Origin of the sequence: Arthrobacter sp. W4I7 (genome assembly GCF_030816215.1) — a bacterium.
GTDB classification, from domain to species: Bacteria; Actinomycetota; Actinomycetes; order Actinomycetales; family Micrococcaceae; genus Arthrobacter; species Arthrobacter siccitolerans_A.
This window is the reverse complement of the sequence record NZ_JAUSXU010000001.1, coordinates 2018377-2044092: the sequence shown is the minus strand read 5'-3', so window position 1 is coordinate 2044092 and position 25716 is coordinate 2018377. Positions and strand designations below refer to the sequence as shown.

Genomic DNA, 25716 nt, shown 5'->3' with positions numbered 1-25716 from the left:
GCGCGGTCGGTCAAACCAGGCGCGGGAAACGGTGCGATAACCGGTCTGATCTTCGGAGAGTTTTGGCGCTCTTCTGTTCAGGGCTTCCGGATTCCCACTAGATCGCCCGAAATATTTGCCCGGTGATGGTGCCATAAACGGTGCGGCAGCTTGTACGCAAAAACGACCGTTTCTGACCTGCCTCCCGCAAGCCTTCGTAAAAGATTGTGAATCGCAGAGCTATTTGGCACTGAATCTGCACCGCTTAGTGGCCGATGAGAAGAGTTTCCCTTGCTGCATCGACGACCTCGGGGGTGAGCGTTTCAATGTCGTTGAGCGTTTGGATCCGGCGCACCTGAGTGAGGAGTCTGTCAACGAGACGGAAGTTTCCAGCAGTGATTCGCACAATGGTTGCAACCGCGGTTGCATGGGCGAGGTTTTCCTCGGGATTGTGTGAGCTGGCCGGAATGCGTTCGGTGAGGACGGCGGTGACTTCATCTGGACTGAGTGGTCGGTATTCGTGGGCGAATCCTATGCGGCTGTATAGCTGCGGGTAGCGGGCGAGACGCTTCTCGATGCCCGGCATGCCTACAAGGATCAGGCCCATAGTGTGGCGGTCGTAGTAATCCCGTACTTGTTCCAGTCCGGTTGCCTTGAGCCGGTCAGCCTCATCGATGATTAGCAATTCGGTCCGGCCGCTGGAGCGGGACTCGGTATGCACGTACGGGTCAACGACTCCATGTTCTGCATAGTCGATCGCGTAGGAGATTTGTTGGCACGCGCTCGGTAGACCCAAGTCAATTTGCCGCACGGTTGCGGCGACGGTGGGAGTGAAAAACGCTGTCCGCGCTTCGAGAACCCTGTCTGGGACAGGTTCAGGCTTCTCAGTAAGGGCGGCCTGCCAGGCCTCCCATTCGTTCACCGCTGCGTAGTGTCGAGCGGAGAGCGTTTTGCCGACCCCTGGCGGTCCCCAGCACAGCCCGATATAGCGATGGGCGCGAACAGTGTCGGCGAATTCCGTGAATCGCCGGTGCTCTCGGGTGACGAGGAACGAGGGCTGGTCCGGGGGTGATGGTGGGGCGCCGCTGTTGACCTCACCGAGGGCGCCAACGAGAAACCTGCGGCCGTCGTCTTTTCCGGCGAGAAGGCTCGGTCTGCCAAAGTTAATCGGTTTCATACACGCGCAGCCCATGTCGGGGCGGAGGTTCGACCAAAGGTTTGCCCTCAGCTGGGGCAGGAGTCATGTTTGGCGCTGGCGGGACGTAGCGGGTGTCGCTTGGCAGGGCATCGGCAAGGCTGCGCCGCTCGCGCAGCTGCTGTTTGAGCTCGCGTCGTCTGTGCGTTCTGGCGCCGCGTAGCTGTTCGAGGGAGATCGCTTCGGCTGCCAGCTCCGGGGCGATTGCGCGGCAGAGGAAGGCATCGTTGAAGTAGACGCGTATCTCGCCAATATCCCGTGGGTCGTAGCGGACCGTCACGTGTTCGCCAACATATGCCGCCAGCACTGAAGAAACGTAGCGGGTGGAAGCGAATTGGATCCCGTCGCGCTGCACCTTCCGGCCTGTGGCCACGGTCAACAGCAGCAGGTCCAGGTCTTCAGGATGAGCAGGCATTCGGGGAATGAATGCCGAGGCGGCCCACCGCTGCACCGGGGATTCACTGGTAGAAGAGTGCCGGCGCTGGTTGTACTCGGTCACGATGAATGTCTCCAGGATGCCATCGAGTTGCTGCAGGGTCAGCTCGGGTGGACTGATTGGTCGACCGCGCGTGCCGTGCGGGATGAACCCGGGAAGGTGCGGCAGGAGCTCGGTTGTGACCGTCCCATAGAACCGCTCGATCTTCCCGCGTCCTTGGGGTACTCCTATCTGGGAATGGATGAGTTGAATATGGGTGTCGAGGCAGACGCGATCGAGGCGAGCGGAGGTGAAGTCAGCGCCGTGATCGCTGTAGAGCATTTCCGGCAGACCCATCATCGGCCAGGACAGGTTCTCTTTGCGCCGCACGGCCTGGTGAAGCGCCAGCGCGGTTTGCTCAGCGCTGGGTGCGCCAAGGAATACTGTGTAGCCGGCAACCGCGCGGGAGTAGTCATCGAGCACGATCGTGAGCCAAGGCCGCGCACCGCGGCCTTTGGGGTCGAGGACTTCGATGTCGAGGAGTGTGTGGTCGGCCTGCCATTGCTCGTTCGGGCGGCCGGCGTTGCGACGGTAGACCAGCTCAAAGGTGTCCCGATAGGCGGTGTCGCCTTCCTGTGCAAGCGTCCTGAGGCCCGGATCGATGTCAGCTACGAGTGCCCGGACTGTCGAATAGCTCGGGGCCGGGATACCGCGGGCGGAGGCAATGTCGGCGATCCTGCGGTGGATAAATGCAGCTGTTGGGGCGGGACGGCGCAAAGCAAGTCCTTCGACTGCGTCTATGAGCTCTTGCGGGATCCCACGCTTGCCCCGGTCGGACCGACTCTGACGCTCCAGGCTCGCGACTTTGCCACCAGCCCGGTACCTGGACATCCAGTGGCGGATGGTGCGGATCGGGATACCCGACTCGGCAGCCAAGCGGGTGAGCGGAATTCCTTCGTCGACATGCCGTCGCAGCAGCAGGGCGCGGTCCTCGGCTTTCAACTTAGCCCGTAGCACCGCACGTTCCCTTATTTAGCGCACTGGCCCGGCGGACGGAGCCTGCAGGTGACGGTAGATAGTGGGCCGGGAAACCCCGAAAGTGTCCGCGATTTCCTGCACGGTGTGTTCCTTCGAGTCGTACATGGCCCGCGCTTGGGAGATCTTGGTCGCAGTCATCTTGAACTTGGGTCCGCCTTTACGTCCGCGGGCGCGGGCGGCAGCGAGGCCGTCGTGGGTTCGCTCGACGATCAGGTCGTGCTCGAACTCAGCAATTGCGGCGAGCATATGGAAAAACAGTCGGCCGCCGGGTGTAGTCGTGTCAATTCCCTGAGACAGTGCACGCAGGCCGATCCTGCGCTGCTGCAGTTCCTCTGCGACCTGTTTGAGGTTACGCACCGAGCGGCCCAGCCGGTCCAGCTTGGTGACGACCAAGGTGTCGCCGTCCCGGACGTACTCAAGCACCTGGTCAAGCGCCGGCCGTCGGGCGAGGACACCAGAGGCATGTTCAACGAAGATCTTCTCGCATCCGGCAGCTTCGAGAACGTCCGTTTGTCCTTCGGGGTTCTGGTCCCTGGTTGATACACGCGCGTACCCGATTAAAGCCACGCTTCAATGTAACGCAAACGCCGCCTCCGATACATAGATAGCGGACACGGGTGATGAGACAAGACACGCCGCAGTTGGGAGTGATAGACGTGGGGGTCTCACGAACGGTCGTTCACAAGACGTCCCGCAAGAGCTACCCCCAATGCGAAATTCAACGGGCGGGGTATATGCGACACCTTGAACGCTCACCCTGCAAAACCGCACGTCAAAGCCGGGTTGTCGCGTTGAGGGACCGTCTAATGGGACAACTTAGAGACTGGGCGCCCTTACCGGATGGTGCTCGGCTTGTGTAACCGGTAGATGGCGCGATAGAACCTGTCGTGGCCATTAGGCTGCGGGTGTGAACCTCGTGGGATTCTCATTGCTGCGCTTCTGCTGGTGGCCACAGCGATTGCCTTAATTGTCGCCTGGGCAAGCGTCGGTTACCGCCAGGTCCGATGAGCTGTGCGGCGGTTTAGGCCGGGACAATAGCCAAGAAAGATTTCCTAGCCAGGGGTCCCCCCCTTAGAGCAAGCCTTTTTTCGAAACTTAGGATCGGATCATGCTCATATCTACAACTGGATTTGTATACGCCGCCGAAGGTTCGGTGGTTCTCGATGTTGTGCCACCACCCAGAACGCTGGCTGAGGCCATGGCAGCGCGTGGGCATGACGAGGGACGGGACTTCAATGAAATCCTGTTTGAGACCGGCGTCAGTATGGGGCCCGTCGAAGTACGAATTGAAGTTTTGCCGGCTGAGCCTGCAGAGGACACCACGGTTGATTGGGAAGATGCTTGGGAAGATTTTGATTTCGAGCTGCCGGCAGGCACTGTGAATCTCTACGGACCTACGATGGGTGATGTGCTCAACATCGGCACCATCGAGCAACCATCGGTCTATAGGTTCCGGGTGCAGGCGAATGGCCGGAGCCGCATGAGAGATCTGGTGGCCACAGAGGCCGTGGAGAGCTATCTTGTCCAAGCCTGGGTAGTCAACCACCGAACTGGGAAAAACGTGTCGTAGAAGGTTCCTCAAACGCGGCCTAGAAGCGTCGCGGCCAGCCACCCTCATTGGGACTGCGTTGAGGATTCAGGAACGATAACAGAAGGTGCGACCGGGTAGTCGTATGGCGGAGCGTTCAATACTATGAGGCGTGGCCGCGCCAATTAAAGGTTCAGAGTTGTGCAGGACGTTGACGGTTGTCCTGTTGGCTTTCTCTCTCTTTGCTACGTCCTGCGCCACCTCAGGGTCTACAGGCGCTGGCGGTGAAGGTGCCCCTGTCTCCAAAGAGCCGATACCCACTGCGGACTCACCGGTCACCCCTGAGACTTCGCCTGCGGACGGGGCTATTGCCCTTACGGCCAGCACGCTAAGTCAGGAGCTGGCAGGGGATTCTCGGTTTGCCTCGGTCGAAGTGAAAGAGGGAAACCGGATCATCGTTCATTGGCACGGTCCGACAGATTCGATGCAAAGCGACCTACGGGCCCGGTTTCCGAACGTCAACATTCAAGTCGAGTCCGCGACCTGCTCTCCTGGGAGACTTAGGGATTTTGCCAGCGAACTGCAGGCCTCAGACCCCGCCGTGAATATCACTTCGGTATCCCCTGATGGATCCCACTTGGCACTCACGCTCGACGAATCAATTGCGGTAACGGCGGACGTTGCCGGACTCGAGCGCAAGTACTCGGCGGCAGCCGGCTGCCCGGTCAAAGTGCAATTTGGGGACATCGCCCCTGCGGCGGGCTGATCCGTCTCATTAAAGGTTCCCCAAACGGAAGGGGAATTTGCGCTGCGGGTTGAGCATATGCTCTGGTCAGGCTGAGAGTTCGGGGAAAGGAGCCGTAAATGAAGCGCCAGGCGTGCCGTTGGATGAGCTTATTCAGCCATAACCTTCGACCGGTTCGTCACCAACGTGGGCGACTGTCCCGCTAGAGGTTCCGTATAAGGGATGCCATCCGCTTCGGCAATCAGTCGAGATAGGGTCAGCACTGTGCGGGAACCCTGGCTGTTCATCTTCGGCGCGGTCTTTGTAACCGGAGCCATGTCAACGCTTCAGTACTTACGCACCGTCGACCGTAGGACGAAACGCCTGGGCTGGGAAGAGGCTAAGGAGAAATTCGACAAACGGCGCCATCTGCAATTTGCCGCTTGCATTGCCGCTGGCATCGGCATATTTGTAACCGTGGCATACTGGCTCGGTTTGCCAGCTGGTGCCGGCCGAACGAGTGAACTCGCGCTGGTCCTCATCCTCGTCTCAGTTGTTTGGGCCATCTTCCGGAGAGACATCGCGCGCTATCAATATCGAGTCGCCATGACGATGTTCGGCCGGCGCCGGCCTGAGCAGGAACAAGAACAACATCAAATTGGGGCAATGGAGTCAGTAGGAGTCGCGTTTAGCGCCCTGCTCTTCATCACCGGGATTCTGTTGCTGGCTTTGAACTTGGCCTTCGTCGCATAGTGGTGGCAAGTGTCCCGGTCAGGGTTCCTCAAACGAGACCGAGGAACCGCCATCACGCCTCGATTCAACCGTCATTTCCGCAAGGCGGAGGCGGCTGACCGCAGTCGAAAGAGTTCGAGAGCAAGACTGTGCCTGATCGACGGCGTAGGCTCCCACTATGAAGCCTCGGGGAGCACTTCTGCTTGGAGTAACAGCGGGTGCCGCCGTGCTGGGATGTGCCCTCATGGTCGGCAGCATGGCAGGCGCAGACCGAGCATGTCCAGCAATGGGTTGGGCCTTTGTGGGTGACGTGGAACTATCCTTCTCCACCCCTCCGGAATCGGTTTCAGCTTGTTTCGGCGAGGGCTGCACTCCTGAACAGGTTATGAAAAACGCGGAAGGTAAATGGCTAGTGCCGCAATCCCCGCCCTACCTGACTCCGCCTGTCAGCGTCACCTCGATATATGTGGATGCCAGCACTACCTCGGGAAATCGCCTAACGAGTGCCCTGCCCATAGAAACGGAATCCACCGGCGAATACCCCTTCGGACGCGAGTGTGGTGGACCTTTCAGATTCAAGCCAGTGCAAGTGGTCCTCGGCTAACCGTCATCGTCCGAAGAGGGTTCCTCAAACGCGGCGCAGAAGCGGCTGCGGCTGGCGACTGCCTGATCGGATAGTCAAGCCGGAGCCGCTGGGGAATTCCAGTAAACGACGTCATTACGGACGGCCCATCGGCCGATTGCTGCTGCTGCTCCAACCGTGGCCCAAGGGATTAGCATCAAGGGCTGCCAGCCAAAACCCAAGACGCTGCCCAGCAGCCAGAATGCGACGGTGGGGACCGTAAAAAAGGCTCCAATGTGGATCCATTGATTCCGGACCGGGCGTAGCAGGTAGGCCAACACCCAGGCCAGTGGGGCCGCAAACAGCAGGGCAACTCCGAAGCCATAAAGAACTGCCATGCCCAATAAGCCCCATAGGTGGCCGGTGTCGCCGTTCCGTACGGCTGGTAGGCCATAAAATGCCGCTACTACGAGCAGTAGGACACCTACCCAGAGCGAGGTCGCGATCAGCCAGCCCTTGATGAACCCGTAGGCGTCCAAGACCACCTTGTACGACTGAACTGCCTGCGGCTGCACCGCGTCCCCCAACGCCATGGGCCCAGCCTACAGATGGATGTCACGTCGGGGGTTCGGCTTACGGCACCAAGGGTGACAGCTAGCGCTGCGAAAATGCGGCCACTTACCGCTGCGATTCACAGTAAAAGATCGAAAAAGCACTTCTACTCTTAGTCAAAACTGGTTGCCGAAAAGAAAGCCGGTCAAAGGGCTAAGAGGAGGGTTTTTGACGTGTCCAGGAACATAGTTGGTTATGCGAGGGTCAGCACTCGTGGTCAATCGCTCGATTCGCAGGTGGATGCGTTGGTGGCGGCCGGAGCGGTGCGCGTCTTTCAGGAGTACGCGTCCGGTGCCACCCAGGCGAGGGCACGGTGGAAAGACTGCTTGGATTATCTACAGCCGGGCAACGTGCTGTTGGTCGCAGACCTGACCAGGCTCGGCCGTAGTACCTCAGACCTTGCGGACATCGTCACGGTGCTGGGTCAGCGGGGGATAGGCTTCCGTTCCCTTGCTGAACCTTGGCTGGATACGACTAGTGCCCACGGCAAGCTCATCTTTGACATGTTCGCTTCCCTCGCGGAATACGAACGATCACGGCTGTCGGAAAGAACGAAGGCTGGACTGGCCGCAGCCAAAGCCCGCGGCCGACTCGGTGGCCGCCCGCGGTCGATGACGCCAGGGAAATTGGAAACGGCCCGGCAGCTGCGCCACGAAGGAAAGACGTTAAAGGAAACAGCCGAGCGGCTTAGCGTGAGCGTTTCATCGCCGACACGCGCTCTGACCCGCCAGAACGGTTAGCCTTGGTGCCTTCGCGAACATGCCGCACAGGACGCGGGTTGAATCTCGCGCGCACGGGTAGTCGTCTTTAACTCAATCGCACCGAATATGCGGTAGCAGCCCGATCATGAGTCAGGAGCCGGCGGCGGTCCTGTCCTTTTGCTCTCGCTTGTCAACCACAGCAGGAGGCTGTTCATGATCTCCCTGCGCAGTTGAGGAGACTCTTCGATATGGGCCTCGGCGGTGGCGACCAGGAAAGAAGTTTCTGCCATCTTCTGCAACCACAAGGGCTGACGCATCAATCTCCATGTCCGGGTGGCCCTGTACAACTTCCCGTCTTCAGCGAGGGCGTGCAGCTCGTCGGTCTGCTGTAGCCGTAACGCCACCCCAAAGCCTGCCTCCCCGGTATAAGCGCCAGGAACCCTGCCCAAGCCAGCACGGAGGATCAGTTCTGGCGCATAGCCACGCTGCCTGCACACCTCGATGAACGTAAAAACAGCTTCGGCAAAGACAGCGTCGTATCGCTGGATATCTGCCACCAACGTCCCCCAATCAGCCGGCCCTTCTTCAGGCCGGCAATGCAACCAGCGACCCCCGCCGTGGACCTCAGCATTTCCCTTCCTAACCGTACTGAAAGCCGACTCTTGACAGGGGTATGGCGCGGCAATCCTCGGGTCGGTTTTTTCAACACGGTGAACCTCAAAGGCGAGAGGCCCGCTTTTTCCCTATTCCCCTTCCGCGCTGCCCATAGGAGGCACCTTTCATTCAACAGGAAACCGGGGCCGCATATGCGAAAGTAAGTGGACCATCTACTTGGGGGAGATACAGACATGCCAGCTGTGCCCGATGACCTGCGAAGAAGATTCCAGAGATGGGACGCGGAGGGGCGTCCACCGCAGGAGGCCTTCGTGTGGATAAAGGAAAACTGGCGAAGGTACTTCCGCAGCCACAGCATTCTCGAAGCTCTTCCGAGTCCCATTGATCGCACTGGCGTGTTGGAGCGGTTCACGATGGTCAATGACCCGGACTCCGCGCTCGACGCATACATCGCCAGCTATGTATGGGCTATGCCCAGGCCAACATTGGGCCATACAGTGCGGAGCGCGTCATCCGCTTGAACACAGTGGAGAACGGGAAGAATTTCGCCGCCGACCTGTACGAGCTCGCCGGGATCGCGAGGACCGAGGGCGGGAACGCAGCATTCGAGTATGTCGTTGGCAAGCGACAAAGCAACAGAAAGTTCTTCGATCAGTGGGGGCCGGCCTTCGCGACGAAGTTCATCAGCTTCGCTACTAAGGCCTCCAGCCAAGTGCCCACCACTCCGATCTTGGACAGCATCGTTGTGGATTGGTTCGGGGACCACTGCGAGGAGATCGGTCCCTTGTGGCTTACCTGCTACAGCGCCAGCAGCTACCGCCGGTACACCGAATGCATGGCCGAATGGGCGGAAGAGTTGGGCATTGAACCCGAGCAGGTCGAACAGCTCATCTTTAGGCGGGACTGAGCGCAGTGGGAGCTTGAGCTCCCGGAGGAAAATCCTTTGTCGCGTGTTTAGCCGAACCAGGAAGCCTGCCGGTGCAGGACGGCTGTGTACGCCCCGTCGCCAGTCTCTTGCCACGCCTGGTAGGCGTAGCCCTTTGGCCGCCAAGAAACCACGGAATTCAGTCCGTGACTGAAGAAGGTACCTTCACCCTTCCAAGAAGTTGGCCCTTTGTCTTCTACGTTGCCTTGGGCATCAGTGATCCGCACCCACCAAGTACCGTCCGGTTTCGGGTAGACCATCATGCTGATTGGGTCAGCTTCGTTGCTCATGTCCTCAAGCTACCCCGTCCTGGCTTCATTTCCCGCGCGGAATCGGGACGCACCGTTCAAGCAGTCTCTTCATCATCGCTGTGCCCTCATCTTCACGGGTCCTTCCCCTGGAGATGCCCTCATAAAATTTATCCGAGTAATGCCGGTAGCCAGGGCTTACGTTTGCTTTCGCCCTGAGCTGGCGCCAAAGGAACTCGTATTGAGGGTGGGGTTGCCTGCCGCACCAATCGCAGGAGGTGATCTCGGCGGGTTGCCGTTTTTCCTTCTTCCGGGCCGAGGACCCGGAGCTGGACGTCGGTTCCCCGTGGTCCGGATACCGGTGCCCGGTCATGATGGCCACAGCATCTCTTGCGGAGATCTCCGCCCCCACCAGCGCAACGTCTACTGCGTCTGTGCGCGGCGGCTGGCGGCGCTGATGCTGGCTAGGAATGTACCCGTCAAACGTCGGCTCCTACCCTCTGAAGGGTCCTGGCTGCACGGTCCGAAGCCCTTGTCCGCACACAGATGGACCTGTGCAAAAAGGTCTTCGGCGAGGGGAATACGAGCTGTCACCGGGATGGTCACGGACTTCCAACGGGTCTCCAGCTCCAGGAAGCCATCCCCGAAGAAGCCGATTCTGCAATGAGCGCACCCTGATGCCAGGTAAGTTTTCCCTGCCTTCTTCGAGTGGTGCATCCGCAGCGGGGCCAACGGCGGAAGGCTGCCCTTTCCGAGAACCGTGGCCACATCGGCGGCGATTAAGGTCTCGATGCGTTTGGCTGGCCACAACGGAAAGTCCGTCCGGGCGGCATCGGTCGTCTCCTGGCAGCGGGACCGGAGTGACGCTGCACTTATCCTCCAGATTGTGGAGGGCCGTTTGCACGCCCAGCACGCGTCGCTCAAAAAGTGAATCGTCACCGAGGTGACCCTTGCTTCGACTCGGTCGAGATACAGCCCCGACAGGAGAGCGGTGACGTGTGCGTGAAGACTGGTCGCCGTGGCCTGCTGGAAGGCCTTTTCTGCGAGGACATCAAATGGGGCGTCATCGCCCTCGAACACGACGTGGGGCACATTGGCCCTTCTGGCCTCGTCCTTGTTTCGCCGGTGGACGTACCAGAAGCATTCAACGCCGCCAGCGGCATAGCGCTCCTGCCTGCCTCTGAACTCCGCGGCGTCCTGGCGTGACCACTGAACCTCCAGCGCGAAGCGTCTGCCATCACGCTCTGCCAGCACATCCGCCGTCCACGCCCGTCCCTCTGTGCTCCATTCGACACTCACCTGCCAGCCTGCATCTCTGGCTGCCTGGGCGATCAGGGCCTTGAGCATGCGATGTTGAGGCGATTCGTTCCAGCAATCAATGAGGCCACACTGCACGCCGGCCTTGTGAGCAAAGTGCTTGAGGCCGCGTCTGGACGTGCGCGGAATTCCCGGGACCCCGCAGCGCATCAGCAGGGACCGGCTCCGGTACGTGCTCTTCACCAAATCCCAGCACTCGTCATTGGCTAAATAGGATTCGATTCGTTCCCCGTCGAGAAACGCCACCAGCGGCATTGTCCCCCCTTTTTTTGACTGCCCACGGGCATTTTGATCACCCTAGCCACAAGCACAGACAATCCAAAGGGGCAGGGCAGCGAAACCGTCCAGGGCGCCTGGTTCCGGCGCACTGAAGTCAGCCTGGACGGGGGCATTCACATCGCGCGGGCTGCGCCGGCGGCACGCGTCGCACGGCCCGTGCCATCCTTGGGATATGGCACGAACCTGGTTATCGGTGACGGTGGAGCTGCTCGGCGGTCGTGGTGAGGAACTGTGGCCATGGCCTGGGCGAATCTTTGCTGTGGGACCGTCTCACACCTTCATGGATCTCGCCAATGCCATCAACGGTGCCTTCGCTCGGTGGGACCGCTCGCACCTGTCATTGTTCACCCTTGCCGACGGCCGGGTGGTCACTGATGAAGAGACGGGGGCCGAGATGGCCGTATCGGTCGGTGGCCCAGTCATGGCCCCACCAATTGACATCGACATGGCCAAGGTTGTGCGGACCGTGGAGCCGGGGGCCGAGTTTCAGTACACGTTCGACCTCGGTGACGCCTGGATCCACCGATGCGTGGTCGGGGAGGTGAAGGTTGACCCGCTAGAGGTATTAGGCGTCCGTCCTGAAGTTCCCGTGCCGTACTGGGGTTGGGGCAGCATCCCGGATCAGTATGGGCGCCGATGGGAGACCGACGACGGGGAGAGCCAGACCCCAGGACCCCCGAGTCTGCCGCACCCCATGCTGCACCACGCCTGGCCGCGACATGCGCAGGCACCGAGGATTGACCTGTCCGAGTTGCGTGCAGCAATCGGGGCAGGAGATGCCGCTCGGTTCCTCGCCGCTGTGACAGCGCACGACATCGATGATGCCCTCCAACAAGTGGGGGCCGGCGTACCGATGGCGCTGGAGCACAGACGTCAGGAAGCTGAGCCGGTGGCGCTCTCGGTAATCAACCGGCTGACTTGGCGTGGGGCCGCTGGTGACCGGCTGCTGGCGGAGGACCTGTTGGCCATTCTGCGCGGAGAGCTGCTGACTGGGCAGGTCGTGCCGGTTGACCTGGAAATGCTCAGCACCCTGCTGGAAGGGGACTTGGACCTGTCGACGGGTGGCTACGTTGACCTGCGTACTGGTCAGGTGTACGACGACAGCGCCACTGACCCGATGATGGTCGGGGAGGGCGCCACCATCAATTTGGAGGAGGAGCCGGACCGTTGGCTTAGAGCCAACCGCACCGGCTCGCGGCATGCCTGGCGGGACATGGCGGCCTTTGCCGAGCGGCAGCATGATGAGGCCCTCCGAGGGCGGCTGGAGCGGGTCATCGAGGGCAAGGGCGCATTCTCCCGGTTCCGCGACTTCGTCCATGGCGAGAACCTCAATGAGGAGTGGTACACGTTCTCCACCGACCGCCAGATAGGCCGTGCCCGCGAGTTCATCGCTGACAATGGCGTCCGCGTGGGCTGACGAGCAGGACTCAGTCAGCCGACCTGCCTCCATCTAGTGCGCGCCGTTCCAAAAGTCACCCTTGTTACGGGGGCTCGACTCAAGAGTTATGGGACGACTTACGGGACAGCCAAGTTACTTGCCATTTGAAATGCAGATCCGGTGGAGGAGCGTGTCACTAACAGCGTCCCAACAACAAGGGACTGGGATGCTGATTGCTGCGCCATAAGATCGGAGCATGGGGCAGGAAAAGGGAGAACTCGTTTGGCACTACACAAATGGCGACGCTCTGATGAGCATCCTTGCCAAGGGCGAGCTGTGGGCGAGTTCGGCGGCCTTTATGAACGACATGAACGAGCTGTTGAGCGGTAGTATCCAGCTTCGGAAGCATTTCGAGGACCGGCGGCAAACTCTTTCGCCGGCGACTATTGAAGCGCTCGAAGAACATATTCCGGACGTGAGGGCAAGATCGAGGCGGTCTTTCGTGCTGTCTGCCTCCTCAGACGGAGACAACTTAACCATGTGGCGTTACTACGGTAGAGACCAAGTCAGCTTCGCCATCGGACTCGACAGGAGTGAACGCCTGGTTCCCGTAGCGCGGCTTGACGGGGATAACCACCCAAGCCCGTCGCCGGACTATTACAAAGGTATGTACGAGCTGGACGACGATGGCCAGATTTCTACTCATCCAGACGGAAGCCCGGCCGTCATCTTTGACCCAGACTCCCTGATAGTTGACGGTGGTGAATGGGCGCGTGTTGTGTACGATCCTGAGCGGCAGACGAAGATCATCGTCGACATATTCGAAAGGCTCCGGAAAGGCGTAGAAGGCAACAGCGCTACTCACGAGGACGGCCATATGAGGCTTTGGTTTCCTTACCTCATAAAAGAGTCCCTGGACCTGATCAAGAACACGGGCTTTCGTGATGAACGGGAAGAACGGATCATCGTATGGCCAAACCCAGATTGGAAATTTGTGTTCCACCGCCCTGGGCCCTTCGGGCTAGTGCCATATGTGAAGCTCACCGCTCTTGGTGCAGATAATCGCGACATGTATGAGGACCGCTACGCCACCAAACCTGGTCGACTACCGATACGAGAAATCCGCATCGGTCCAACCCCATACAGTGGTGAGGCTGTTGCGAGCCTGAAGCAGCTGCTGGATTTTCACGGCCTCCATGATGTCAAGGTTGACTACAGCGAGATTCCGTTTCGCGAGTAGGAGGATTTGGGCTGTCCCGTCTAAGCGGTGTACCGGTTCTAAGGAAGTGGACACTTGGAATCAGCACCGCTATGAGAGCGCCGTCGAACCGGAACGTGAAATCTATGCACATTGAAGGGCCGGGAGTTGTCCAAGGAGGATCGCTGATGGAGATTCAGTGCAACGCATGCAAATACGTTGAGACTGTGGAGTCAGGCGAGGGTTACGTCTGCCCGGAATGTGGCAGTACGGACGGATTCACCATGCGTGTAATGATCGACGAAACGCTCGGGATACACGAAGGCATAAGGTACAAGGGGAAGTCGGAGGGCGATAAACGCCCCTTTGTAGAGGCCCATCTTGGTGCGGATCTACACGAGGACAGTGGCGAGTTTCGTGAAATCACGCAGGTGGTCGACCGCAAAAACGAGCTCTACGAAAAGAATGTAGTCCGGCCAAATGGTGAAGTGGTCAAGGACGTCAAGGGGCCGCTAAAAGAACACGATGGTGGATCAGCGCAGCGGCGGAGGCGGGGGGCCGCTGATTCCGCTGCTGCGAATGACCAGGATAAAGAAGCAAGCGATCAATAGCCCACCGGCCTGGAGCGGGACGACATCACACCAATGTCAGGGCATTCATGCATCATCAGAAGATGATGTTTGAAGAAGACCGCTCATCGGTCCCGCGCGCCTACACTGCTTTGCCCGACGGTCCGGATCACCCTGACCCCGTCGAAGACCTGAAGCGCTCAATCGAATGGTGCCATGCGCAAGCCGATGGAAACCTGCGGGCGATTGGCGTTCAGATCGGCAGTAGGTTCGATCTTAAGGACGAACCGCTCCTTGAAGCGCTGGTCCGCCGCGGAGCAACTGTCTACCCAGACTCCCGCGGCAAGGTTGCCCGCCTCCCGGCAGGACCAGTCCTGGCCTACAGGCCGCTGCCGCAGACACTGTGGCAAATCGAAGAGCACCGAGGACCCTCCGCGATCGCCGCCGTGGGAATCACGGGGCCATCTCATTTCCGGGAGACGTTCACCTCAACAAAATCAGTGGGCGCACAACCCTGGGTCAGCGCCTACAACCCCAAACACTTAGGGGCCCCGTGATCGAGGCTAAGACTCCGGTGGTATCGGATCCAGTCGTTTTGGAAGCCCTCAAAACCTTCACAAACATGATCAATTCCAGCACAGGCTTGTCGCACAGTTCCGACCGTTCCAGCGTCACAGAAGGGCTGACGAAACTGAAGGCAGCTGGTCACCACTTCTTCCCAGATGACCTCCTCGCTGGTGCCCTTCGGTTGAACTGGAAAGGGAACGCAGCCGTAGAACTCGGTGAACTAGCAATTGAAATCAATGCCGGGAAGCAAAAACGATTTCGGAAGATGCTCAGGCCAGACATCGTGGAGGTATGGAGGGCCGAAGCAAGCTCAGCAGCACCATCCGACCAATAGACGCCTGTCGGACAGAGGCGAACTGCTGCTTGTTGCCGGCAGTATGATCGATGCCTATGTGCGACGAGCCTTCCTTCCTTTTTGAGATAAACGGGTCTGTCCCATCTCCCAACGTCCTAGCTCCGCTTCTGATCAAACCGGAACAAATACAGGAGATTCGTGATGCGTTTGAGAAGGCTGGGGTGGTTAGCCAAGACGATCGTAGGGCCTTGATCGAATCCGTCGTCTTACGTGAAGTCGCAAGCCTTCGCGAGCTAAAGGCCGTCGATACGCGGCGGATCCTTCAGCGCATCAACGGATTGGGTAGCCGCAACCCAACCAGCATCGGGTCAGCTTGGGATAACCGCGAAGAAGATACCTGGATCGACAAGCTCTAGCGAGACTCTTTTACCTTCTTGTTGTCCTCGCCAAGGCCGGAGCCTCGGCTAGCGTCAAGAGTGCCGAAGGAGTGTTTCCAGGCAGCTAAAGAGGAGATCGACTCCAATCTTTCCTGCCGCGGCCGAGGCTGCGATGACGAATGCCTCTAAAGCACGAACGGAGAGCGAGCGTATTGGGCGCTGGGGCCGCTGACGAGGGTCCATGCCCCTTTACATGCGTAGACGCAGCAAGAAGTGGTGGGAAGGCTCGAACCAGGTCATCTGCAGCATGTCTGCAAAGGACAAAAAGCGCTAACAGGGAATCTTACCTGCCTGGTTCTTCTTCCTGAACTGTCTGCAGAGCGCCAATCTCTTGAAGAGATAGGTATGTGTAGTCATCGGTCTCGCGCAGTTTTAGAAGCCGTTGGCGCACGGCTGGACCGGCGGCAAGCCAGAGGGCATCCCGCTCGCGAAGCAGGTATTGCAGCTCGAGCCAACGGATCTTTACGAAACGGGTCTTTGGCCGCTGCTTAGCGGCTTGTCGCATCCTCACCAGCCAGTAGGGCTCGGGAGACTCAATTCCAGGCTCGTCCATGCCACCAGCGTAGATATGGTCGACCGAGATGAAGCCCTGCCCTGAAATCTTGGGGAAAAAATGCGGGTCGCGGATTAGTGGCGACCCTCTGCCAACTTTGCAGCCCGTCGAGTGAGTCCGCGGCCGAACTGGCTCGCAGTGGCAGGTAAAGTCAAGTACGCCCGCGCGGGCCTCACGGGGAAGCGTCGGCCCGAGATTCAAGGAGTATGGGTGGCACACCTCGACACGCTGATCGCGATGGTCCCGGATGAGAAGCTCAGGGGCGAACTCCAGAGACAGATCACCAGGCTGACCGCCAAAACGAGTTTTGGCCTGGTATTCGAAGAGCATCGCCCGGAAAACGTGCACCTGCCAGAGTTCGAGGTCGTGCGCGGGGGGAAGGTCGTCTACAAGGACGGCTCAACTCCTGGCATCTGGACGGTGCTTCGGGTCACGGACGGTCTGGCCACAGTTGTCCGCGCCAGCGACACAGCGGAGCGGGCGGAAGCCGCTCTTGAAGATCTCGTAGTCATCCGCGAGTTTGGCGATCCGATCTATCCTGGCCTCCAAAGTGTCGGGTCCGTTGAGAACGGGGGAGATAGGCCGTTTCATACGGTCATCAACGCCGAGAACTTCCACGCCGCAGGGCCCTGGCAGCCGCCGCAGCCTGCCCCTGCTGCCGAATCGGCAGGGCTTGTCGTTCCCGTCATGCCGATCAGCCTATCGAACCGGGCGGGCCCGCTGGTGTTTAGGGCCAACCGCTGTACGGGTCCGCGTTGTGGTTCGTGGAGGGCGGGTCCTTATAGACCCGGCCCCGCTGGGACTGCGGCTCGCCCTGATGCCGGGGCGGCCGGCTGCGGCGGTGCTTGCGCTGCCAGTAGGCGTTTAGCAGCCGCACGACCGCCATGACAAGGATGAGAGCTATGAGGGCAACCAGAAACTCCATCACTTCTCCTGCTCTGGGTTGTCCTGCTGGATCCGTAGCCAGCGCCGGCGTTTCGCGGCGATTCTGAATGCTTGGACCGACATTGCCAGCGCACCACCCCCTGCTCCGAGACCGAGCACGATTGTGCCCAGTTCCTTTCCTGAGCCGATGGCCAGCGAGCCAACGAAGATCATGCCGAGGGACATGAGGGCCGTGAATACACCAAGAGCCAGGATCAGTCCGGGGCTTTGCACGGGGGTCGTGGCGGCCATCGACCATCCGTCCGGCACGCCGCCGGGTCCGTACTGCTCCTCGAACTGGCGCACATTGAAGCTGCTTGGGTCGTAGGAACTGCCGTCCGGCTGGGCAAGCCCGCTGATGCACGCAGCGATGTGTACTCCGTGGGCATCATGCTTGCGGAACTGCTTGTCTCGTCTGAACATCAATCGAATCCTACCGGGAGTCGTCTGGACGTTGTTGGCCAAGCTCCGGGAGGTTGATGTCCACCCTGCCGCTGGTGCCCGGCTTCGGTGACCCGCGTCGCTTGCGCAGCTGGGTAGCGCGGTACTCGCCGCGGGCGGGATTGAATGTATATAGCGTCATGAATCCGGCGAAACCGATCAGCCACAGGGCGCGCCACTCCGGCGTCCGGCTCTCCAACAGAGGACGCTGGAAAAGCTACAGACCGACAACCAGGACGAGCCCCAGGAAGACCGTGATGATTCCCATGCCCCACCGGGTGCTCACCTGGGCCTGTCCGCTCCCGGGGGTGAAACCGATCTCGTCGGCCGGGTAGCTGTGCAGTTCACCGGTGCTGGTCTTGCGCAGGAGGCGCTTCTCCCCGGCAGCCTCTTGTGCTCGGCTTAGACAGCGTCCTCGCGTTCAAACCGTTCCCGGTCGTAGACCATCTCTAGGCTCGTATCTCTTGGTTGGGCAGGTAGAACGGCTCGCCCCGGAATGGGCGCGTGCTGTTGGGGAAATTCTCCCTGGTGATCTCCACGATCCCGGGGTGTTCCTCAAAACAGAGGCGGGCCTGGTCGTCGGTCACGCCGTGCCGTGGCTTGGGCAGCCCCCTGGTTTTTCGGAGCTTTCGGGCCGTGAGCTCGCCTCGAAGTGCGTGGATGCTCAGCAGCCATCCACCCGTGAACAGAACGGTTCCGACAGCGGAACCAGCAATGAGGATCAGGCCATGCCTAGGTGGGCGGTACCGAAAAACGACATGACGAGCGCAACGACTCCGAAGAGAACTCCCGGGGGCGCCACCACCGCGGGAACGGTCGCAATGACGGTGACAATCGGACTTGGACGCGTGAGTCCGACGGTGCCCGCCTCGCCAGCTTTCAGGCCGGTGCGCTCAACGGCTTCCCCGCAGGCTTTCCCTGGACCGGCAGCCGCTCACGGCAGTTCCTCCAGGCCGCCAACGTCGTCGCCCCACAGCTGGCTGCAGCGCTACTGGGTGAGGTTGCTGCATGACTACTGGAGTGGTCTGACGATAAGTGTGACGGTCTGAGGTCCATTCGGGGCAGGGCTGGTCACGTTGAGCATGTAGTTGTACTCACCCTCAGTTCCGGAGGAGCTGCAGATTGTGGCGACGCCGATGGCGTTGGATGGCCGCTGACAAGGTCGGTCGGCCTTCATCTCGAAGCCAACACCCGACACGACGGGCGTGACGTTGTTTGCCATGAGCTCCTTCCCTGTGTCCCATTGCCGGTAGAGGCTGGGGCACGGGTTCGTGCTGATGCACATGAACCGCTCGGGCCGAACAACCTCCTGGGCCAGCTTCCAGTCGGCCGGGATAGCGAATCGCCCGGCGCGGGAAAGCATATCAGCAGTCACCCTGTCTTCCGCGGATCGAACGACAAAGAACGTACCAACCCCCACGACAAGTACCGCTGCCAGGATGATTCCGATAATCCGCTTCATTGTGTTCCCCCAAAACCATCAGTGCAGGCGCTGACCTCCGGGTCAACCATCCACCCTCAGCATGGCGGATGCGGTTATCACGGGTCAGCGCACCTTGAGCGAGGTCCGAACAATTGATTCACACTGCACCACGGAATCCCAGCGTGAACGGCCCGGCGGCCGATGCCGCGGGGCCGGGTCTCGGTTAGCTGAACTTGGCGATGCGCGCCTTGGACTGGCTGACGTAGACCTTGGTGTCTTCGTACATGCCACGGCTGCTATCCGGGGCCACAGCAGCCTCATTCCGACCCAGATCTAATGCTCGACCTTGCCGCATCTTTCCCGTAGCGTGACGGAAGGCCTGAAGAAGCCCAGGCCAGGGGGAGCACAGCCGACAGTTCTTTAGTCGCACGGCTGACAATTCGAAGCAGGTGGCATGGCATCTGGGGTTTGCAGTGACACAGACACCGTTGGCGAAGTGGGGCCAGGTGAGGACGAGCCGGTCCCGCACGTCGCCATTACCCAGGTTCGGCCCGGAATCCTCCGGATAGTTCTCCAGCCTCACTCACGAATCACCCCCGCTGATGGCGCTTAGCGAGTGCCCGGTTGCTGGCCCTCGGGGACGGCAAGCCAGTGGCCGTTCTCCTGGAAATTACGGGCGTTAAATCTGTCAGCAAGGAAGCCGTCGCGGTTTACAGTGAGGCGTCCACCGTCACTGCCTTTGCCCTTCTCGGCCGTTCGCCGGTGGACAAGGTCATCGCTCATGGGCTCCGTGGACTCGCTTGGCCTGATTGCCCGGTCAGGTATTTTGTGGACGAGCAGGAAGCCCTTACCTGGCTAGCTACTTCAGCCGGCAACAGAACCTGAAGACGCCGGAAAGGCGCGCCCCGTTCGCTGAGCGCGCCCTTCGATTCTCCCGTTCGCAGCCGTTCGCATTCGGCTGCTCACATGATAAGCATGCTTATGATGTGGATTTCAAGCCCGTGGTGCGCACAGTTGCTGCCGCAGCCCAAGCGACGGTCAGTATTCCTGTGGCAGGCTGATCCCCGGGGCCCTGGAAGGCTGGACATTAAACCTGGTCAGCACCCTGCCCATGATGTTGTTGAACACCGGGGCGGTCGAGATCCCGTAGATGTTCCCTTGCGGCCTCTGGACATTGACCATGACGACGTACTCCGGGTCATCCATCGGGGCCATACCGACAAACGATGCCGTGTACCCGTCCAGCCCGATCCCGTCGTCGGCGACCGCTTCGGCCGTGCCCGTTTTCCCGCCGACCCTGTAGCCGGGGACCTTGATGTCTTTCGCGCCGCCGGCGGTGACGACGCTTTCGAGGATGTCGCGGGTCTGCCGTGCGGTGGATTCACTGATGGCCCGCGCACCTGGCTCGGTCTGGACCGGGTGCTCCGCACCGTCAGGGTCGATGTAGGACTCGATCAGTTGTGGCTTGAGCAGCAGCCCATCGTTGGCGATCGCCTGGAAGGCCATGGTGGTCTGCAGCAGTGTCTGGGAGACTCCCTGGCCGAAGAGCACCGCGAATTCCTGCCGGCCGTCCCATTCGTCAGGGGGTGCCAGCAGCCCGGAGGATTCACCCGGAAGCGGGATGCCGGTCTTCTCGCCGACGCCGAACTTCTTCAGGTAGTCGTAGCGCTGCTGCCGGCTCAGTTCCTGGCCAACGATCACAGTGCCAGTGTTCATCGAGGAGCCGATCACCCCGGCAAAGGTGCGGTGTTCGGTGCCGTGCTCGAACGAGTCCTTGAAGAACTGGCCGTTCACCGTGTAGCCCGGCGGGATGACCAGGCGCGACTCCGGCGAAATGATGCCTTCTTCGATGGCCGCGGCCGCGGTGATCGCCTTGTCCGTGGATCCGGGCTCCAGGGCGGCCTGAACCGAACGGGCTCCCCGGTCAGCAGCGGCTGTGGCTCCGGGATTGTTGGGGTCGACCGAGCCTGTCTCGGCCATCGCACGGACTTTGCCCGTTTTAGCCTCGACCACGATGATGTTAGCCCAGTCGGCGTTTAGTTTCGCGACCTGCGTCTCGATGGCTTGCTGGGCCGCGTACTGCAGGTCGGTGTCGATTGTCAGCTTCACGGATTGGCCGTTGGTCGCCGGGGAGACCTTCAAAGGCGCTGTCGGGATGATGATGCCGTCCGCACCGATCTGGTACGTTCTCTCGCCGTCCTTGCCTTCGAGCCTGTCGTTGAGGGTCAACTCGAGGCCCGCGGCTCCGCCACTGTCATTGGTGTACCCGACGATGCTGCCGGCCACTGCACCCTGGGGGTAGCCCCGCTTCTTGACCGGGCGGGACTCCACGCCCGGGACGCCCAACTTCATGATTTCGTTCTCCAAGCCGGGATCGACGGCCTTGGCCAGGTAGGTGAAAAGCCCCTCACCGCTCAGCTGCTCGCGGACGGCCGGCTCCGGTTCGTCCAGGAGGTCCGCCAGCTCCTGTAGTCCCTGGTCCCGGGACACCTCAAGGATGGAGCCTTCGTCGGCGAGGCGCCGGAACGTCTCGTTGGATGTGTTGACGTTCGGGGCCCCGACGATGTCATATCGGACAATGCTTTGGGCCAGGACCGTTCCGTTCATATCCAGGATCGCTCCGCGCTCGGAGGGAAGGACCGAAGCTTGCGTCCGCAGGTCGGCCGCCTTGGAGGCAAAGCTTTCCGGGTCAAAGCCCTGGACCACAACGACACGGGCCGCTACCACCACGAGCAACGCCACCATGAAGCAGAAGCCGAGCCGGACGCGCCTGATCGCACGATGGGATTCGACCCGCGACCCGGCCTCGTAATTGGACACGCCTGACTTCTGCACCCGACTACGCTAGTGGGCCACGTCTCATGGTCAACGCCGCCACCCGGGCCCAAGGCACCAATGTGAGACATCACACTCCCTTTGCACGTGGCATGGAGTAGAGGAGCCGACGACGGCTGGGGGAGTGCGCACAGTCTCAGACACGCACTTTCGCCGCCGGCTCCGCTCCCAACGGTACGGCCCATCCCTGAGCGCTACCCGAGTGGCAGGTACCTGTTTTGGCGGTAGCTCCTACGCGCAAATGCCGCCGAGCAACCACCGAGCGTCCTGTCCCGGCCATCCGGAACAGGGGCGTCGGGTGGTTATCCGGCTCGGGTCAGCTGGCTGCCCAGGCGGAGGCTTCGGGCTCCAGGGTGTACTGCTTGGGCAGCTTCAGGGACCGCTCCGCGAGGACGTCCCGGAGCCGGTCCGGGTAGTCGGTGATCATTCCGTCCACCCCGGTGTCCATCAGTGCACGCATCGTCGGCTTGTCGTCGACGGTCCACGGGATGACTTGCATTCCCTTTGCATGGGCGCGCTTGACCATGTCAGCGGTGACGTAAGGAACGTAGCCAGGGTCGGTGACGGTACCGTTCTGTGGCGTGCCGTGGACGGGGGAGATGGCGTCAAAGCCGAGGGAAGCGGCTGCTTCCACGAGGTCGCCGCCGAAGTCGTCGGAGTCGATGCCGCCCAGCCAAGGGGAGGCGCCTGGCATTCCGGCTTGCAGGAAGTCCTTGTTGGTGAGGGCGACGGTTCGCAGGCCGGGCTGGCGGTGCTTGACCAGGCGCAGCGAGCCCCAGTCGAAACTCTGGATGGACACTCGTCCGGCCATGTTTGCCGCGTTGATCTCGCGCAGGGCTACGTTGACGAACTGTTCGCGCGGGGCCGTCTGCTCCGGGGCTCCGGCTTCGACTTTGGTCTCGATGTTGAACTTGACCTGGGTGGCGCGGTACTGCTTGGTCAGGTCGAAGACTTCGGCAAGGGTGGGCATCTTGGCGCCCGGGGAAGCTTTCTGGCCCGGGAACTGCGGCAGGGTCAGCGAGCCGCAGTCGAGGCTGCGGACCTGATCGAAGGCGAGGTCCTTAATGTACTTGCCCACGTAGGGGGACTGCGGATCCCCAGGGATGACGGGAGCAGTGTCCTGGCATTTCTGGCCGTTGATCTTCCGGTCGTGAGTGATCACTTCGCGGCCGTCCTTGGTGATCTGCAGGTCAAGCTCTAGGGTACTGACTCCTACCTCGAGGCCTTTCGCAAAGGATGCCAGGGTGGATTCCACAGTAAGGCCGAGCCCGCCGCGGTGAGCCTCAAGGTCGAAATGGTTCCCGGTGCCGTTGGGGTTGGTGTCGGCTGCCTGGGCAGGAAGGGATGATCCCACGGCCAGTCCTGCGGTCAAGGCGGCCGCTGTCAACAGTTTGGTGTACTTCATGATGTCTCCATAAATGATGTCGGTGCTGCAAGGAGTCGTTGCTGGCGAAGGGCGTTGGTCTCGGTGGATAGAGGCCAGGGATTACTGTTTCCGGCCGGGCAGAACGAGGAGGGCGTCCCCGACGGGGCGTTCGCCCGCGGCGTCGGAGGGTGAGTTCACGACGTAGCCGTTTTCGACCTTGGTGGTGGATCCGCCGCCGTCGAGGTTGATGGCGTTGACCATGCCAAGGGACCGGGCAACATCAGCTGTTTCCTTGATGCTCAGGCCGAGGCTTGTCGTCTGTCGGCCGTCCGCAGTGACCAGCAGGGTGCGGCCCTGGGCGTCAATACCGGCAATGGTGCGGGGGTTGCGCTTGTGCGCCCAGCCGTAGAAGAAGCTGTTGCTGTCACCTGCGTGGACCATGCCGTCGCGGCGGGCGGTGATGCTGATCTGCCCGTTTTCGACCAGGGTCGGACCGCCGTTGACCACGTCGGCGGTGGGGCCGGGTTTCAAAGCCTTTCCACTGGCATCAAGGAGATCCGTCTGGATCTTGAGCTTGGACCCGATGGGGGCGAGGCCGGCGAGCCTGTCCGGGTCTGCTCCGATGGCCTGCAGCGTCTGGCCCCCGGCTGGAACGGTGGTGCCACGGACGTTGTTGACGGAGGTGACCGTGCCGTGGTCGTCCAGGATCACTTCCAGCCCCGGCCCTGACGGCGTGGTGGGACCGAACTCGGGGGTGAAGTCGACGATCTCGTCGGCGTCGGTGCAGGTGAAGTCGTGCACCGGCAGGCTCGTGGGGCTGTCGTCTGTGCCGCCGCAGTTGCGGATCAGGCCGGGAACGCGGTTGATGCCGTCGAGGGCGAGCTGATCCCCGGTTCCGGGTGCGCTGACTGACCCGTCCCACTTCAGGCGCTGGATCGAGGTTTCGTTCTTGGCGCCGATGACCAGCGAGGGCCTGTCGCCAACCGGTTCGCTGAGGATCTTGCCGTCATGAGCTGCCGCACCTGCGGGGTCGCCCGGGGCGCCGGCGTTCGGGTCCATGACAAAGTAGCCGCCGTTGGTTGCCGCGACTGCTCCCGCCGCGGCAGCAAGCTGGCTGGTGGTTTCACGGTCCTGAAGGTTCGACCCGAAGGAGGACGTATGGTCCCCGCGGAATTCTTTGGGGTCGATGGTGAGAACTTCCAGCTTCCAGGGCCCGCGGTCGTCATCGCTGGTGCCCTCGTCGCCGTCCCAGCCGGTGTAGATCACCGACGAGCCATAGCCTGCCGTCCTGATCTGGGCGACCGCGGCGGTTCCGTCAGCTTTTGTCGCGAACTGTCCGGCACGGACCCGGTAGCCGAGGTCAGCGCCGGCATCAGCCAGCTGGGGTGACTGGACATGCTCGACCCTGGCGGCGACGCCGGCGGCCTTTAGCTTGTCGGCGACGAGCTGGGCCTGCGGCTGGACGGTGAGTCCTGATGCGGGGGCGTCAGGATCTGGTGAGGTGGACGGAACAGCGACTTCGGCGGTCCAGAAGAAGTCCTGGTTGGAGGTGCCCCGCGTGATGGATGTCCGGGTCAGGCCCGGCGCCAATGTTGTCACTGTACGGTTCTCGGGCTGTCCCGGCGCGCCGAGGTCCAGCTCAGGGGCCGGGGTAGACGCCTGCTGTTCCTGATGGACGGGATTACCCGGTGAAGCGGTCGAGACTCCGCCAGGGGAAAGGAGGACGACGGGGATGGATATGGCCAGCGCGGTGATGGCCGCTCTGCTGAATTTATGATGTGGGGTGATCATGGCAGCGACGTTAGAGCCACGGAACCTGCCCGGCCGAACCCACACGCCGCCGTTCACCAGGCCTTCGCCAACTGTTCACGCGGACCTGGCGGGCCCGGCCCCATCACCCACATTCCCCGGCCCAGGAATTGTTCTGGATCCTGGACACACTGACAGGCAGCCGCCGCCTTCTTGACATCTCGGAACTGGAGATCGTGCGATTGCCGGCGCACTACCGCGAAGCCCTGGTCAGGTCGTCTGGAAGCTAGCGCCTTAGTGCAAGACGGAGACCGGCAAGAGAAGCGCGGCCGCTCCCGAAAGCTGCGTGAAGCCGCCGTTCAGTGGTTGCTGAGCCTAAGCCTTATACACTGAAAGCCGGCCGCCGCTAACCGCTCATTAACTGGCGCTCCAGCCACCGCGCATAGAGCTCGCCGCTGTTCTTCATGAGCCATCCCGTGCAGGCCAGGTCGCCGGTTATGGCCAGCCGGGCGGCAGCGATGAGGCCAGTGATGGAGAGCACTTCGGCGGACCTGCCGTTGGGCGTGAGCAAGACCAAGCTGGCTGCGATCACTACCGCAGCGATCACCGAGACTTTGATGAGGTGCGGGTTGATCCGGATGGCCAGCAAGCGACCGTGGAGCATCGAGCCGGAGGTGTGTTGCTACAGGGGCGGTGGGGGTTGGTCTGCAGGAACAGGAGAGCGCCATGCGCTACGCCACTCCGCAGCACTCCAACCATCCATGATATAGATCCGCTCATGCGCCACCCGGTCGCCCCGGAACTCTAATAGGTTGACGGCAAACATCCAGGGAGCGCCGTCGTAGCTGATGAGGTTCTCCACAACGACAAGATCTGCGCGATAGGTGATTCTACGAGTATGGAACTTGATTACCGCTGGATACTGGCGCCGCCATTCGCGGAAGTTCTCCACGCCTTCGAACCGTTCCCCTGACTGGGGAAACTCAAGAACGGCGTCATCGTGGTAAATCTCGTGTGCTACGCCCTCGTCCCTGCCTGAGTTGTCCCAGTGGCGCCGCAGAGCCTGCAGGAGGTCCTCATCTTCGAGCATCACCCATCTCCCTAAGTCAGG

30 protein-coding genes are annotated in these 25716 nt (G+C 61.1%); 11 read left to right on the top strand and 19 right to left on the bottom strand.

Annotation, left to right across the window (positions count from 1 at the left end; translation table 11 throughout):
* Positions 1-244: 244 nt before the first annotated feature.
* From QF047_RS09475 to QF047_RS09465, 3 genes are read right to left on the bottom strand one after another with little or no spacing between them, the layout of a single operon-like run.
* Entirely contained in the window at positions 245-1156 is a 912-nt protein-coding gene (locus QF047_RS09475) for an AAA family ATPase (protein WP_307276017.1), read from the bottom strand.
* Positions 1143-2591: a Mu transposase C-terminal domain-containing protein gene (locus QF047_RS09470; RefSeq protein WP_307276015.1), complete on the bottom strand. Its 1449-nt coding sequence runs from the start codon at positions 2589-2591 to the stop codon at positions 1143-1145. The genes QF047_RS09475 and QF047_RS09470 overlap by 14 nt, the downstream gene beginning before the upstream one ends.
* 30 nt (positions 2592-2621) lie before the next feature.
* A complete protein-coding gene (locus tag QF047_RS09465; protein ID WP_307276013.1) occupies positions 2622-3194 on the bottom strand; it encodes a recombinase family protein in 573 nt (190 codons plus the stop codon).
* Positions 3195-3735: 541 nt separating this feature from the next.
* On the opposite strand from QF047_RS09465, the gene QF047_RS09460 reads away from it, so the two are divergent.
* The 3 genes from QF047_RS09460 (at position 3736) to QF047_RS09450 (ending at position 5632) form a co-directional block, all read left to right on the top strand.
* Complete coding sequence (locus QF047_RS09460; RefSeq protein ID WP_307276011.1) at positions 3736-4197, top strand: hypothetical protein; 462 nt, start codon at positions 3736-3738, stop codon at positions 4195-4197.
* A 595-nt stretch (positions 4198-4792) separates the two neighbouring features.
* Positions 4793-4921, top strand: coding sequence for a hypothetical protein (locus QF047_RS09455; RefSeq protein ID WP_307276010.1), 129 nt, complete (start codon positions 4793-4795; stop codon positions 4919-4921).
* A gap of 243 nt (positions 4922-5164) precedes the next feature.
* Positions 5165-5632 (top strand): hypothetical protein, encoded by a 468-nt coding sequence (locus QF047_RS09450; protein ID WP_307276007.1) that lies wholly within the window; start codon positions 5165-5167, stop codon positions 5630-5632.
* Between the two features lie 657 nt (positions 5633-6289).
* Here QF047_RS09450 and QF047_RS09445 read toward each other — a convergent pair.
* Entirely contained in the window at positions 6290-6766 is a 477-nt protein-coding gene (locus tag QF047_RS09445) for a hypothetical protein (RefSeq protein ID WP_307276004.1), read from the bottom strand.
* A 192-nt stretch (positions 6767-6958) separates the two neighbouring features.
* Between QF047_RS09445 and QF047_RS09440 the strand changes: the two genes are divergently transcribed.
* Positions 6959-7525, top strand: a complete 567-nt coding sequence (locus QF047_RS09440; RefSeq protein ID WP_307276000.1) for a recombinase family protein — start codon at positions 6959-6961, stop codon at positions 7523-7525.
* 104 nt (positions 7526-7629) lie between these two features.
* Here the strand turns inward: QF047_RS09440 and QF047_RS09435 are convergent, their stop codons facing one another.
* Complete coding sequence (locus QF047_RS09435; RefSeq protein ID WP_307275998.1) at positions 7630-8043, bottom strand: hypothetical protein; 414 nt, start codon at positions 8041-8043, stop codon at positions 7630-7632.
* A 521-nt stretch (positions 8044-8564) separates the two neighbouring features.
* Here QF047_RS09435 and QF047_RS09430 point away from each other — a divergent pair.
* Positions 8565-9008, top strand: a complete 444-nt coding sequence (locus QF047_RS09430; RefSeq protein ID WP_307275995.1) for a hypothetical protein — start codon at positions 8565-8567, stop codon at positions 9006-9008.
* A 47-nt stretch (positions 9009-9055) separates the two neighbouring features.
* On the opposite strand, the gene QF047_RS09425 is transcribed toward QF047_RS09430, so the two are convergent.
* Together QF047_RS09425 and QF047_RS09420 are read right to left on the bottom strand one after the other, a co-directional pair.
* The gene (locus QF047_RS09425; RefSeq protein ID WP_307275992.1) at positions 9056-9316 is read right to left on the bottom strand and encodes a hypothetical protein; all 261 of its coding nucleotides are present in this window, start codon (positions 9314-9316) and stop codon (positions 9056-9058) included.
* A 381-nt stretch (positions 9317-9697) separates the two neighbouring features.
* Complete coding sequence (locus tag QF047_RS09420; protein WP_307275991.1) at positions 9698-10837, bottom strand: competence protein CoiA; 1140 nt, start codon at positions 10835-10837, stop codon at positions 9698-9700.
* A gap of 313 nt (positions 10838-11150) precedes the next feature.
* Here QF047_RS09420 and QF047_RS09415 point away from each other — a divergent pair, with 313 nt between their 5' ends.
* The 6 genes from QF047_RS09415 (at position 11151) to QF047_RS09390 (ending at position 15293) form a co-directional block, all read left to right on the top strand.
* Positions 11151-12287 (top strand): UPF0158 family protein, encoded by a 1137-nt coding sequence (locus tag QF047_RS09415; protein ID WP_307275988.1) that lies wholly within the window; start codon positions 11151-11153, stop codon positions 12285-12287.
* Between the two features lie 217 nt (positions 12288-12504).
* On the top strand, positions 12505-13488 hold the full coding sequence (locus tag QF047_RS09410) for a hypothetical protein (RefSeq protein ID WP_307275985.1): 984 nt from the start codon (positions 12505-12507) through the stop codon (positions 13486-13488).
* Positions 13489-13739: 251 nt separating this feature from the next.
* Positions 13740-14057 (top strand): hypothetical protein, encoded by a 318-nt coding sequence (locus tag QF047_RS09405; RefSeq protein WP_307275982.1) that lies wholly within the window; start codon positions 13740-13742, stop codon positions 14055-14057.
* A gap of 62 nt (positions 14058-14119) precedes the next feature.
* On the top strand, positions 14120-14572 hold the full coding sequence (locus QF047_RS09400; protein WP_307275980.1) for a hypothetical protein: 453 nt from the start codon (positions 14120-14122) through the stop codon (positions 14570-14572).
* On the top strand, positions 14569-14916 hold the full coding sequence (locus QF047_RS09395; protein ID WP_307275977.1) for a hypothetical protein: 348 nt from the start codon (positions 14569-14571) through the stop codon (positions 14914-14916). Before QF047_RS09400 ends, QF047_RS09395 begins: the two co-directional genes overlap by 4 nt.
* A gap of 56 nt (positions 14917-14972) precedes the next feature.
* A complete protein-coding gene (locus QF047_RS09390; protein ID WP_307275974.1) occupies positions 14973-15293 on the top strand; it encodes a hypothetical protein in 321 nt (106 codons plus the stop codon).
* Between the two features lie 304 nt (positions 15294-15597).
* Here QF047_RS09390 and QF047_RS09385 read toward each other — a convergent pair whose 3' ends face one another.
* The 12 genes from QF047_RS09385 to QF047_RS09330 all read right to left on the bottom strand — a co-directional run bounded on the left by QF047_RS09385 (position 15598) and on the right by QF047_RS09330 (position 25695).
* A complete protein-coding gene (locus tag QF047_RS09385) occupies positions 15598-15867 on the bottom strand; it encodes a hypothetical protein (protein ID WP_307275971.1) in 270 nt (89 codons plus the stop codon).
* 727 nt (positions 15868-16594) lie between these two features.
* Positions 16595-16792, bottom strand: a complete 198-nt coding sequence (locus QF047_RS09380) for a hypothetical protein (RefSeq protein WP_307275969.1) — start codon at positions 16790-16792, stop codon at positions 16595-16597.
* The gene (locus QF047_RS09375; RefSeq protein ID WP_307275966.1) at positions 16792-17214 is read right to left on the bottom strand and encodes a hypothetical protein; all 423 of its coding nucleotides are present in this window, start codon (positions 17212-17214) and stop codon (positions 16792-16794) included. The genes QF047_RS09380 and QF047_RS09375 overlap by 1 nt, the downstream gene beginning before the upstream one ends.
* Positions 17215-17224: 10 nt before the next feature.
* On the bottom strand, positions 17225-17431 hold the full coding sequence (locus QF047_RS09370; RefSeq protein ID WP_307275963.1) for a hypothetical protein: 207 nt from the start codon (positions 17429-17431) through the stop codon (positions 17225-17227).
* Positions 17432-17681: 250 nt separating this feature from the next.
* Positions 17682-17819 carry a hypothetical protein gene (locus QF047_RS09365; protein ID WP_307275961.1) on the bottom strand — a complete coding sequence of 46 codons (138 nt, stop codon included), beginning with the start codon at positions 17817-17819 and terminating at the stop codon, positions 17682-17684.
* Between the two features lie 425 nt (positions 17820-18244).
* Positions 18245-18694, bottom strand: a complete 450-nt coding sequence (locus QF047_RS09360; protein ID WP_307275959.1) for a hypothetical protein — start codon at positions 18692-18694, stop codon at positions 18245-18247.
* A gap of 570 nt (positions 18695-19264) precedes the next feature.
* A complete protein-coding gene (locus QF047_RS09355) occupies positions 19265-19438 on the bottom strand; it encodes a hypothetical protein (RefSeq protein WP_307275955.1) in 174 nt (57 codons plus the stop codon).
* A 255-nt stretch (positions 19439-19693) separates the two neighbouring features.
* The gene (locus QF047_RS09350) at positions 19694-21490 is read right to left on the bottom strand and encodes a penicillin-binding protein 2 (RefSeq protein ID WP_307275953.1); all 1797 of its coding nucleotides are present in this window, start codon (positions 21488-21490) and stop codon (positions 19694-19696) included.
* 316 nt (positions 21491-21806) lie between these two features.
* Positions 21807-22895, bottom strand: coding sequence for a glycerophosphodiester phosphodiesterase family protein (locus QF047_RS09345; RefSeq protein ID WP_307275951.1), 1089 nt, complete (start codon positions 22893-22895; stop codon positions 21807-21809).
* Positions 22896-22976: 81 nt separating this feature from the next.
* A complete protein-coding gene (locus QF047_RS09340; RefSeq protein ID WP_307275948.1) occupies positions 22977-24647 on the bottom strand; it encodes a phosphodiester glycosidase family protein in 1671 nt (556 codons plus the stop codon).
* A gap of 364 nt (positions 24648-25011) precedes the next feature.
* A complete protein-coding gene (locus tag QF047_RS09335) occupies positions 25012-25269 on the bottom strand; it encodes a hypothetical protein (protein ID WP_307275945.1) in 258 nt (85 codons plus the stop codon).
* An 18-nt stretch (positions 25270-25287) separates the two neighbouring features.
* Positions 25288-25695, bottom strand: coding sequence for a nuclear transport factor 2 family protein (locus QF047_RS09330; RefSeq protein ID WP_373427800.1), 408 nt, complete (start codon positions 25693-25695; stop codon positions 25288-25290).
* Positions 25696-25716 lie beyond the last annotated feature (21 nt).